The following is a 13125-nucleotide window of genomic DNA, read 5'->3' on the forward strand; positions in this document are numbered from 1 at the left end:
TCATGACAACTCTCCGTCAAGGAACAAATCCGATAACGCCGCGTCGACCATCGATGCTTGCGATTCAGCCGGTTCTAAGTCTGGCAACTCCACCCAATCCAACGTCTCGGTTTCATTCGAGGTGATCACGCCATCCGTCTTCAGAATCGGTTCGGACCACAAATCCGCCTCCGTCACATCGCGAGTCGCCGCGATCAACATCGGTTCCGATGGCCCGCTCACGATCATCCGCGCCGAATCGGCGATCACGTTCATCGTGGGGCCGCTGATCGATGCGGACTCGGCGATGAAAGACTCTTCGCCTTCCAGAGCAATGTGTCTGAGGTTGTTGATCACCCATAACGCGTCCAATGCCGTCAAGTTCCCGTCGCCCGTCGTGTCGTAGAACTCCATGCCGAACACGTCAAGCACCGCCGGATCAACTAACGTCACTGCTTCGCCGACAATGTCGTCTTTGTTTCTGAGTCGATTGATGATCTTCAGCGCGTCGAGCGCGGAGACTCGCCCTGACGCGTCGACATCGTAACGGTTCAATGGGTTGGTCCAATTCATTCCTGAGAATTGCAAGATCGTGTCTTCGAAACGCGCGATCACGTGCAAGCTTCCGTTGCCGACCCGAGTGCTGGTGATTTCAAACGGATCCGTCATGATCACACGGTCGTTCGGTTCAGCCGACACCATCAAAGTATTTGAACCTGGCGACATGGTTCTAATCGCTGCGGCGCTGACAACCACGTCGTTGGCCCCAAAGCCGGACAAGTCGACGATCTCGACCGATTGAAGGGTTCCGTTGGCAAGGAGATTGACCAAGTCGATCGTTTGTTCGTCAGTCTGCGGAATCAGACGGTCCACGCCCCCCTTGCCGTCCACTGAAGCGTTCAATTCGGATGAATCGGACAGCGAGATGGTGTCATTGAGGGACGATCCGCTTACCGTGATCGCTTGCCCGATCGGCTGAGATTCCAATTCCACGCCATTGACGGATAACGTTTGTCGAGAACCTGCTGTGTCCAAAGAAACGCGGTTGACGGTCAGCCCACCCGAACCGGCCGTGCCGCTGGGCAAGCCCAACGCGAAGTGATCGCTGAACGCTTGCAGGTCGCCGATCGTCACCAAGCCGTCTCCGTTGACATCGGCACGGATACTGTAATTGGCGTCGCCCGGTTCGCTGAAGTAGGCCGCATTGTAGATTGACAGTTCTGCTTCATTGACGACTCCGTTGCCGTCGAGGTCACCAGGCAAGATGCTGAAGTTCAACGTGTATCCGCCCGTGATGGAGAGTTGGTAACGGTCCAGACCGAGCGGTTGACTTAGTCCCAGCGTGGCGAGTTGACTTGCAGCGTCGTAGTTGAACGACGTGACTTGTCCCGAGTAATCCGTCGTGTTGACACCTGCCAATCCGAAATCGCTTTGTTGCAGGGTCGCTCCATCGTCATCGGCAAACTGGATGTGTAGGGTATCCAGGACTTCGGACGAAAACGCGGGGGAGTCGACTGTGCTGGCCGTGATGTCAAAACCAAGAGACTTGGCAGGGTCCACATGAGAGGCCACGAAACTTGGCCAAGCACTCGCGGCGAGATTCACGGCAACAACGTTGGGCACTGCGGAGGCTTTTTCAACGGCAGTCAGTATGACTTCGGTGGCCGTGTAATTGACTCGCAGATCCACGTCGCCAAAAGCAAGCGTGGCACCGTCGGGAGCGTTGGTGAAGGTTCCGACGATCGAGTTCTGGACGGTCAAGATCGTGAAGGTGTCGCCGATCGTGGCTTCAAAACCGTTGAACGGTATGACAATCAAATCGCCTTCCAACAGCACGGAGCCACTGGAGTTGATTTGATCGTGGCTGTCGTTGGTGAATCCCGGCGAAGTGCCACCGATCTCAATTTCCACGTCATTTAATCGGACGTTGCCAATGTTGCTGATGCTGGGACTTAGTCCGGGTGCGAATGTGCCAGACACAAAGACAAAGTCGAAAGAGCCGATGCCTTTGACATATCCGGTCAATTCCAACTCTTGACCGAAGAACACACCCGACATCGCCCCGTTGTTGAAGACAGGTTGAAAGACGCTGTTGGGTGAATCGATCGTGCCGATCCCGGAGACGTTGTCACCCGCGTCAACCAATACGCCATTGGTGGCGATGATGGTTCCACCATCCAACGTGGTCAAGGTCCCCAATTGCACCTGATTGCTGTCGAGCAAGGTGACCGTGTGACTGCCCACGTTCAGTGTTCCAGCGGTGACAAATCCCGCCGGACTGGCGGCATCGCCCATGCTTAAGCTGCCGGTGGCAGTGATGGTCGAAGCTGCTTGGCCCAGGATGTTGGCGTTGATGGTGCCGAAGGCGTTGAGCGTCTCGTCCCCGCCGATCGAAATCGGGCTGGTCGAGTTGATCGTGCCGCCGGCAAGCGTGGTCAGCGTGCCCAGATTGATCGGTGAAGCCACGTCGAGATTGATGACGCGGTCGCCGAGATTCACGGAACCGGTCAACTGCAGTGATTGGAAATCTCGGATCTCGATCGGTTCGACGCCACTGAAGCGAAGCGTGCTCGTTCTGGCGCCGTCGCCCGCGACAAAACTGAATTGCGCTGGATTGCCGTCGGCGGCGGGAGTGAAGGAGAGTTGGCCAGACGTTTCCAAGCGATCGCCAATGACCAGGATTTCGTCGCCGTCGCCCGCACCGCCGGTGAAGAAAATCCCCCCCGGCAGGTCAAAGAAGCCACCTGCGGCGTAGTCGATCGTGAGTGTATCGATGACGTTGTCTGCGCCCGTGATTGTGAGCGACTCGGTGCCAGCAAGTGGTTGAGATTGGATCACCGTGTTGCCATTGGCCGTGTCGACAATCTCGAGTTGATCGCCGTTGAGGCGAACAAGTAATTGAGGCGGATTGGTGTCCGGCAGTACGATTTGAATATTCTCGTCGATGGGGTCAGCGACGACGCGGATCGGCAAGACCTGTGTCAACGTTTGCCCCTGGCTGTCGGTCGCTTGGACAGTCACCAGGAAAGGAACGTCGGAAACCTCCAACCCGGTGACGTTGTTGATGCGAAGTTCCGAGCCGACCACCGAAAAACGGCCGCCTGGGTTGTCGACGATGATCAACGTGTGCGTGTCCCCGGCATCATCGTCGAGCGTGGTCAACGTCGCAATGGTGCTGCCGGCGGTCACCGACGGCGTGATCGTTTGGCGATTGGCGATGATCGCCAGGGGCGAGTCATTCTCGCCAGTGATGGTCACGGTCACCGTGGCTGGATCACTGACGGCTCCCTGCGAGTCGACGACGGAGTAGGTGAACGTGTCCGTCGTGGTTTGACCGTGGGCGAGCGAGGCAAACACACCATTGGGATCGTATCGGTAACTTCCGTCAGCTTCGACACGAACAATCGCACCGGAAGGCAACGTGACGTTGCGACTTACCGAATCGGCATTTCCTTGAACACTGGCTACGAGTCGTGTGTCGCTCGTGTCCGCATCGGCATCGCTGGTCAATAAGCCGAGAGCCCGGGTATGAGCCATGATTCGTTCGGCGGGAAGAGCGATGTTGTAAAGAGCGACTTCATCAATCGTTCCGGTGAAGAACTCACCATTGACTCCTGAGACGCCGCCGGTGTGATAGCGAGTGTCTTGAGAACGTCCACCGATGGCGCTGGGAAAACTGTCGTGTCTTGAGACTTCACCGTTGGTAAACGCTGTGTTAGTGAAACCGACGTTCCGCCCGTTGACGTACAGACGGAGAGTCTGACTTTCCCACACGCCGACGACCACGTAGGTTGTGTCGTGAGCGATCGGTGTTTTGACGAACTGAAAATCTTCCGAATCCCATGCGGCAAAGTAAAGTTCGCCAGCGTCGATGTAGAGGTTGAACCCATTGTCGGTGCCTCCCTGTTCATAGAGCGTTTGACGCGAGAATACTTCGTCGGCGTTGAAGATTAGTTCGATGGTCTTCTGCGCGGCGTCGTCGTGGATCGACAGGCTTCCGGGAATCTCGATCAGATCCGTTCCATCCAGACGCACGGCTCGGTCGCTGGCGGTGGGCACGAGTCCCGGTCCACCTAGCGTGACACCTTCGCCGATCAGACCATCGGGAGAGGAGGGCGATCGTTCATTGCGGGCAACCGTTCCCTCGGTTTCGCCGAGACGCCAGTACGCCGCAGGTCCGTCACCGATCACCGCGTCGTCATACTCACCGGTACGCACCGTCACGATGCCTCCGGCTTTCACCGTGATGTCGTCGGCGATGGCGACCGGTACGTCATTCGTTCCTCTGATCGTGATTTCCAGCGTTGAGGCGACGTTGGATGCTTCGTCCGTGATCGTGGTCTGGAAGGTGTCCACCAACGTGGCTCCCGTGCCCAGCCGTTGGACGGCGGGGTGACTGGAATCGAGCGTGTACTCGTAGTTCCCATCGACCGACCAGTTGAGTGTTCCGTACTCACCAATTACGTCTGTTGAATCATCCGTTACGCCGTTGACTTCGGCAACCGACAATCGCCGAGCGAAGAACTTGACTTCGTTCAGACCGACCGCGTCGCCCCCTTGTAAACCAGGTTCGCCGAAGTAGTTGTCGGTGATCGTCAGACGCACCGTATCGGCAACAATAAAATCGCCGAACAGGAACTCGTCGGGCGTGACATGGCCGAACAGCGACCTGCGTGTTCCTTCGATCGCTGAACCAAAGGTCTCGCCGTTGTCGCTTGAGAATTCGAGACGGAAGCTCTTTGCATCACTGGCGCTGGGCTGACTTGCGTCCAGGAAGTATGAGAGAAACAGGATTCCTTGCAGCTCGAACGTGCCACCCAAATCGAACTGCAAAACCGGAGCTTCCCCTGATTCAAAATAATCCAAACCGCTTGACTGCGTCACCCAGGCGTTTTGATCGGTCGCGATCGCATCAGGAAAAGAGAAGAAAACACTGGTCGAATTGATGAAGACGTTAATGCCGCTGTCATCAACCAATCGGTCCACGGAAAACGCCTCGCTGCCAGCGTTCAAAGCGGCACTGGCTGGCGTCACCACGATTCGCTGATCGACATCGACATCGTTGGCGACCAGATTGCCCGAAACGCTCTTTGATGCGTCCTCATCGATTTTGTTTCGATCGACAACTGGAATCGGCAGGTCGTTCACGCCAGCAACGGGAATCGTCGCCGTAGCGATCGCTTGGCCTCCCGCTTCATCGGTAATGATGTATGTGAAGGTGTCGAACACGCCATCACCACGCGGAATGGAATTGATTGTTTCCGACACGGTCGGATCGAAGGTGACGGAGCCATCGGGGTTCAAGGAAACACGAGCTCCGTTGGCCGATAGCGGACTAACGGAGAGGATCGAAAGCGTGTCGTAGATTCCAAAGTCGGTATCGTTGCCCAATAAGTCGGCGCTAGCAATCGTCAGAATCGTGTTCTCATCACTAAAGGCGAGCGTCTCATCCACCGCGACGGGTGCGACGTTTTGGACCGTCACCTGGATCGCTTGTGTGCGGGACGCGCCGTCGTTGTCGGTGACCGTCAACGTCGCGGTGTAGATTCCGTCTTGTGCGTAAACGTGCGATGATTCGATCGCCCCACCGACGACCTGCACGTCGTCAATCGTGTTGCCATCGCCCCAGTCCAGATCGAAGGTATGTGTGTCGCTTCCGAAATCAAAGATCGTAGCGGTCAGCGTTACCGATGAACCCTCGAAGCCTTCAATACTGTCGACAGTGATCACCGGTGCAGCGTTTTCGATGTTGAGCGCTAATCCGCCGGCCACTCGCGAGATCAGCGTGCCGGGGCCGTCCTCGACGATGCGAATGGTATCGGTGACTGCCAGTCCGATGGTGTAGGAACCCTGATCAGTCGGGGTGAACTCGTACACCGCGTCGGTGCTGACGTTCAAGACCGGACCGCTGCCGACCTGCACCGTCCACTGGTAAGCACGCTCGCTGATGACATCGATTTCAGGCAATCCTGTCACTGAAAATCTGAGCGTGTCGCCTTCTTTAGAAGCCGCAGTCGGAGCGACGATCTGGATCGGATTGGGGGAAGCGACGGTGAAGGTGGTCGTTTCGGTATGTGAAAGTCGCGACTGTTCGACACCATCGGTTAGGAAGACATCATCGATCTTCAGTACGACGGTGTAAGATCCCGGTTGGTCAGGAACGAACCGGATGTCCGCCGAAGTTCCGACAACAGGTTGCGTACCGCCGGTGATCGTCCACGCATATTCACGTGTTGCCGTTTGACTGGTTCCACGAAGTCCGCCGGCCGGAGCGAGCAGGCTGGAACCAGTTGACGAAAGCGTCACGACGCTGCCCGCCGTCGGGTTGGTTTCCGGCAGCGTGACAACAGCGATTGGATTGACAACGAACGTGGCGGCTGATACCTGAGCCGAGTTGAGCGGATCAGGGAACACCGATACACCGCCATCGGAGTCGGTGACCGTCAGCTTAACGACATAGGTTCCGGCAAACTCCGGTGTGAAATCGAACTCGATCTCATCGGAGGCTAGGTTGGCTTGACCGTTGTTCGTGGTGACTTCCCACAGATAGGTAAATGTTTCCATTTCACCTGGATCGAACACATCACGTGCGTCCATAAAAATCGGCGAACCGACTTGCAGAGGTCCGGTGTCGTTTGTATTCAGGCTACCAATTGTCGGTGCTGCGTTGCCTACGTTGAACGTGACATTCGACGTGTCAACTCCACCGTCGCCGTCGTCAGCCGATACCGATATTGTATAAACCCCATCCGTGTTGAACGTATAGTCACTGCTAAAGATGTCCGGAACGTCTAGCGATTGCGAAACCGTCTTCGCAGTGAGCGGTATGTCAATCGAAATTGAAGTGCCGATTGATTCACCTGGAAACGCTTGCGTGAAGACAACATTTGCCGGTTGTCCCGAACCATCATCATCCAATACAGACACTTCGATGTTGTTGAATGAACCGGGAAAAGGACCATGGATGCGGAGGGTACCTAAATCACGATGCGGACCTAAATCCAAGACAAACTCGTTGCCAAAACCATCGAGCGTGAACACTTGAACGCCATTCTGCAAGATTCCGTCGAAGGCGAGGTCAGGGTTGCCATTAATGACTGTCCCCACAAACGACTCAAGCGATGCGTCGAACTGTGGCAACGCAAGGTCAAAGTCTTGAACGAACCTGACCGTGTCTGGTTGAATTCCAGCTGCAAAGGCTTCGATCTCGGCGATTTGAAGCCTGTCACTTGTGGGATTCAGTGAGCGAATGCGAATATATCGGCCGGCAACGCCTTGATCTAAGAGTGTTGCGTCTAGCCCCAGAGGGCTGCTGTCTTTCAGTACGTTGCTGGAACCGCCATTGAATGTCAACCATAGTCGCAAGTCGGACACGTTCCCACGCTGGCCATTGACGAGTTGTTGTATTTCGGATTCTGACAAAGTTCGATTCCAAACTGCAAACTCGTCCAGCGTCCCGTGAAGCGATGCTTGAGGATCAAATCCTGTCTCGCGAATCGTTTGCCCGACGAATAGTCGACCTGGCTTGATGTCGAGTCGCTGCAGCGGATCGATGAAGGTTCGAGAACCAACAGACTGACCGTCAACGAAGAACTCCGCAGTATTTGACTGTTGATCTACCACCAACGCCGCATGATGGAAGGTTTGATCGAGGAACTGTGGCACAGACCAGAACACACTCTCACCGTTGACAAACAAAACTAAATTCTCGTTCTGAATGTTGATCTGAAACTCTTGGTCGGACACATTTGGTTCGCTCGAACCGCTGATGACCGTGTGTCTATCCTTGTCGACGGACTTAAACCAGAACGTGGTGGTCAGATTCGAGGCGCCATCTAGCACCCGGTGATCTAGCGAAACCGTATCGTTTTCGAAAAACATCGCTTTGGGATTCAGATCCGTTGTTATCCCATCCGGGGCTGTGACCAGGATCTCTGTTGTCAATTTGTTGATGTCGGCTCGGCTCGGATCAAAGACAGAAACTTCACCGACCAGTGCGTTGTCAATGGCGATGGGGATACGAACCCTGTTGGTGGGCGGTTGTGGTACATCGTCCGACCACAATGCGGGTGCGAAGACTCGTGCTTCGTGGCGACCTGTTTGGTCCGCGGCGACGGTTCCCTCGCCTTCATTGAACAGCCATGCGCTGACAAGGCTTGGCTCGCCGACAATGGAGTTTTCTTGCAAGAGAATGGGGATGACGTCGCTCGGAAGAGCAATGTTCCACATCCGCGTTGAATCGAGATTGCCGAAAAAATTTGGGTTCAAGCGGTCATCGGCGGCAAGATTAAATGGCCGCGAAATACCGGTCACTGGTTGATACGTCGCACTCAGCGATTCAGCGATCAGGTTGCCATCGACGTACAAACGCTTGACGCCAGTTACCACTCCCGAACCATTCGGGGCACTAGTGGCTTCAAACGTTGCGGCGACATGAACCCACTGGCCGGCTTGTGCGACAGGGCCAGAGCTACCTACAAGCGAGTTCGCACCCGTGATGAACTGCCATTGGTTCTGGCCGTTGAGTTCAATCGAGAATCCATCATCGCCTCTGCGCCCCGTGATCGCGATCGTTCGTGCGGTGTTGGCACCCGTCGCACTTACGTTGACCCATGTATCGAAGGTAAAACTTTCTGGGTTGAGCTGCGACGAAAACGGGATACTGACAAAGCTACCACTTCCATCAAATTGGAGCGAATGGTCGCCAGAGAGCGACAGCGTTTGTCCTTCTTTAATGTTAGTGTTCTCCAAGAAGTTCGGTGCAAAGGAAACTTCAGGAGCGACATTTCGAATCACCAGCGGGAATGTTTTGTCATGAACCGTGACGGTGGCGATACCGTTATCGAGCGCAACGAGTTCGGAGTTCTCGATCACAACGGGTCCGGTGAGAACAACGTCCGTTCCCCAGCTCGGCCCGTTCACGAAAGTGCCATTGGCTCCGGCGATGCCAATGTCCGCTACGGTTGTTCCCGAACCTTCGTTGAGTCGCCAATAAGCGAGGGGATTTCCCGTTACGAGGGTTCCCAAATCGCCACGGCGGACTCCATTAATCTCAGCAACGGAAAGTGATTCGTTCCACACGCCAACGTCATTAAGTTGCCCGACAAATGCTTCTGAGTTTTGTGTACGACCGAGGAAAAAAGCGGATGTCGATGTGCGTGCGGGTGTCGTTCCGGCAACCGACCCCAGCGAGACACCGTCGTGGAAAAACTCCACGGAATTGTTAGGCTTCATTACGGCGGCAACATGGGCCCAAGCGTTGAGAGGGATCGTGACGGGAACCTTGTAGTCTTGAACACCGAATGCCGTGAAAACAAGTTGGGAATCGACCAAGCCAAATCCCCAACCACTCGTGCCCGATCCTCGGCTGATGATGCGGCGGAATCCCGTGACGCTCTCCGGTTTGATCCAAGCGGCGACGGTAAAGTTGTTGGTCAAGTCTCCTAATGCCGGCACAACGCCGAGGCTCACTCCATCGTTGATGCCATCAAAGCGTGGCGATGCGTAACTTATGATTCCTGGACTTGCTCCACTGCCTTCCCTGACAACAAAATTGGTGAATTCAGGAACAACTGTCGCGGCTGGATCGAGCGTCAGCGTTTCAAGATTTGGCAGTTCGCTCAGCGTGTCTAGCGTTTGGGTTGCCAAGAAATCGACGCCGGTCCCTTCCAAACGAAGTTCCGTCAGCGACCCTAGATTCGCCAACTCCGAAATATCTGTGATGTTCGATTGGCCGCTCAAATTGAGTGACTTAAGGCGAGTGAGCCCTACCAGTTCACCGTCCATCGTGCCGATGAAAGCTAGCTCGGCAAGATCCGCGTTATCGAGCGATCCGGATGAACTCGATGACAGATCGAGATGCTGTAAGTTTGTCAGTCGTTCGATGCCTGCAAAACTGGATACGTCAAAGCCAGACGCATCGAGCGAAGTAATCGATCCAACTTGGCTCAATGATATCGGTTCATGGAATTGGAACTCTGGCAGTTTTTCCAAAGTGAATGCATTCAGAATGGGGTTGTTCCCAAACGAACTGCGCAGTTCGATGCTCAGCGTTGAACTCGTTGCGACAAACGTGTGCGTCACAACAGTTGCCTGAGTTGGATTAACGACGCCAACTTGCGATGAAGGAATCTCTAGATTGGACGCTACTTGAACCCCATCAATGAACACATCGGGCAACTGATCGAGATCCAAGATTCCAATCCCCAGCAATATCTGCAGTTTATACGCGTCGCCTGGAATCACGTTGGCGAGGTTGACTTCGAGCGGCTCATCACTAAAGTCGCTGGCGCGGAGATGTTGCATCGCCTGTTCGAGAAGATCGTCGTTGACCGAAGAACCGAACTCAGCGGGGAAAGCGTCTGAGCGAGATGACGTCCTGTTTAATCTTGAGATAGTCACACCGGATACATTTTCGTCCGTGAAGTCTGCGTCAACAATTTTGCCAACGGCCGCTCCGCCAGCGTTTACTGCGTACACAAATTTTCCGGTGAGATCGAGCCCTTCGCCTGGATCGCCCCCTGAAAATGTCGACACGGTCGTTGATGCAAAAGTGGGCTTGAAGGCCGCCGTAATTGGATTTCCGAGTGCGTTATGAATTGCAGCAAGAAGATGTTCGTCCGCGACCGTAAAGATCGGATCAATCTCTGGCAGACTGCTTCCGGCAACCGTTTCACGGTCAATCGGCGCGACTAAGATTGGATCAGCCACATCGCGATCACGCACTTCCGTCGGCTCGGCGGTAAAGCTGTCGGCACCACTGCCGCCAAAGATGCGATCAAGGTCGCTGTTGCCAACAAGCGTGTCGTCTCCTTCGTCGCCTGAAATGACATCGCGGTCGGGATGCGTTTCGTTTCCACTGGCTCGACCTCGGATCGGTGCGTCGAACTCGATTTGAAAACGCAATCCTTCGTCACCGGTTACTCGCAAGAAATAGGTTCCCGCTTCGAGTCCTCGCAGATCGTAGGCACGTTGATTGTTCAACACGACGCGGCCTTCGGCGTCCAGCAAATCGCTGCTGACATCGTCACCTGAGAAACGAATGGCGTCACCGCCAACAGCATCACCGAGCGTGGTGAACTGGAACCAGCGTTCTTGTGTGTTATCAATAAAGAACGGCTCACTGCCATCCGCAAAAACTTCCGTTCTGCCCGTGCCGCGATCAACCACAAAAGATCCGCTTCCAGCAACGGAGAAGTTCTCGAGAACATCAAACGATTCCGGGACCTCAACTGTGGGACGACTGCCGTAGATAACGAACGAGTTCTGTCCAGCAGGGATCGACAGGTCGTCGATGCCGTCGGCATTCAAATCGAGGGTCGATGGAGCAAACGACGGCACCGATTCAACAGTCGCCCCCAGGATGACGAGACGGGAGCCACTCGACGTCAGCTTCTCAATCGTCACGCTCTGCAGTTGACGATTCGGATCGACGGCAAACCGATGACCAAACACTGCGGGGTCGTTGGCATTGGAAAAGACATTCCCCGCAGCACGGTCCATACCATCGATCAGATTGTAGCGAACGGCATCGCCCTGCACGCTTCCATCAACGATTTCATTGAACCAATCATCAACGCGAGTGCGCAGCCTCACGTCCCCATCGGCATAACGAAGCGTGACCGCGATGTCGCTGCTGCCGATGGTTGAAAGTCCGAATAGATGCAGTGCCGAGACCGAATGATTGGAAACGCTGAAGGTTCGCGAACTGCCGACCTGTTGCAACAGCAAAGCATTGAGACCATCGTCGGAATTACGATAAGCGAGTTGGACATCGGGATGAAATGCATTGGCGGGAAAGAATCCGTCATCCGGCAGACCGTTTCCATTTTCCGGACTACTATTCTTCGCCCACACATCGGTCAGCAGGCGATGTCCAGAGTCGTCGATCGCATTGTCGACATTGTCATCGGTACCATCGGATCGGTTACGGATCGCATCTGCATTGAACACACTTCGAAGGTCAACCTGATCGACGCTGACAAAGGGTGTTCCATCGAAAGGAACAACATCGTCTGCGTCCGTGAGCGACAACGTTCCCGTTCGGTCGCCGATGGAATGGAAGACATGAATCAGATGCGCACCGTCCGCTGCGAAGGAAGTGACGGCAAGATCTGCTTTGCCGTCACCAGAATAGTCGCCTGCGGTGACAGCTAGATGTTGACCGGGGATGATCCATTGCGGCTCATTTGAAATCGAGTTGAGGTCCTCCCCTCCTTCGTAAATGCGAATCTCGGATGGCGTGCTCAAGGCGACTTCATCGAATCCATTGCTATTTAGATCCCCTAACGGAGTCGCCAACCCTGCGTCTAGGAAATTATCGACTACAACCTTGCTCTTTCGCTCAATCAACGGGATTCCGAGGTTCGAAGTGAGACCAGTGGCGATGCTTGTTTCCGAGCCAGTTGAGTCGACTCGAATGGTTTGATTAGCCGTGGTGAAAGTCATCGACCAACTTTGGATGACTGCGGATGTACTACCCGCAGAATTGAACAACAACAGACTCCACGTTCCATTGGCAGACCGGCCGTTGAAATGAGAAAGTGGTTCGGTGGGACGAAAGGACCCTGTAACCGGTTGGCCAGCGGTTCCACTACTGACATCATCGATCAGACTCGATTGCGCATCGTCGAGTTGAATATTGAAGCCGTTTCTATGTCCCACATCCGAGAGGAGCGTAACCGTAGCCGCGTTAGGCGACAGTAACATCGCCTGGAAACCGCTGTTGCCGCCACTGAGTCCAGTAACGTTTACGTCAACGACTACCTTTTGGATTTCCGACAAATCTGCAATCTGTACCTCAATCGACTGTGACCGTGAATTGGAGGTCGGAATCGTGAGCGGTTCGTTTTTATTGACCGTCGTCGTCCTGGTGACTGGTGTCGTATTACGAATCCCCAGTGGTGTGACACCTGTTTCGATCACTTCGAGTTGATTGGTAGCAGCGCCGGTCGCGCCCGAGAATCCGGTAAAGAACAGGACTCCAGCGGATGTAAACCCAGCTCTTACAGAACTGCGAATCAATACATCGCCTTCATTGCCTAGCAATTTGGTGACATTTGCTGATTGGATCGCCGCATTCAGTTTCGTCAGGAACGATTCACGTGTTTCGCTTCCATTCGCTGCAACTGCCACGCTTATGTTCGT

Annotated in this window: 1 protein-coding gene (cut by a window edge); it reads right to left on the bottom strand. The window is 54.7% G+C overall.

The genetic code is table 11. The features are described from left to right. Positions 1–13125 carry the end of a LamG-like jellyroll fold domain-containing protein gene (locus Pla52nx_RS25320; RefSeq protein ID WP_146518713.1) on the bottom strand. 18567 nt of this gene lie beyond the right edge of the window, so 13125 of the gene's 31692 nt are visible here — the last part of the coding sequence; its start codon lies off the right edge, out of view; the stop codon is at positions 1–3.

Origin of the sequence: Stieleria varia (genome assembly GCF_038443385.1) — a bacterium.
GTDB classification, from domain to species: domain Bacteria; phylum Planctomycetota; class Planctomycetia; order Pirellulales; family Pirellulaceae; genus Stieleria; species Stieleria varia.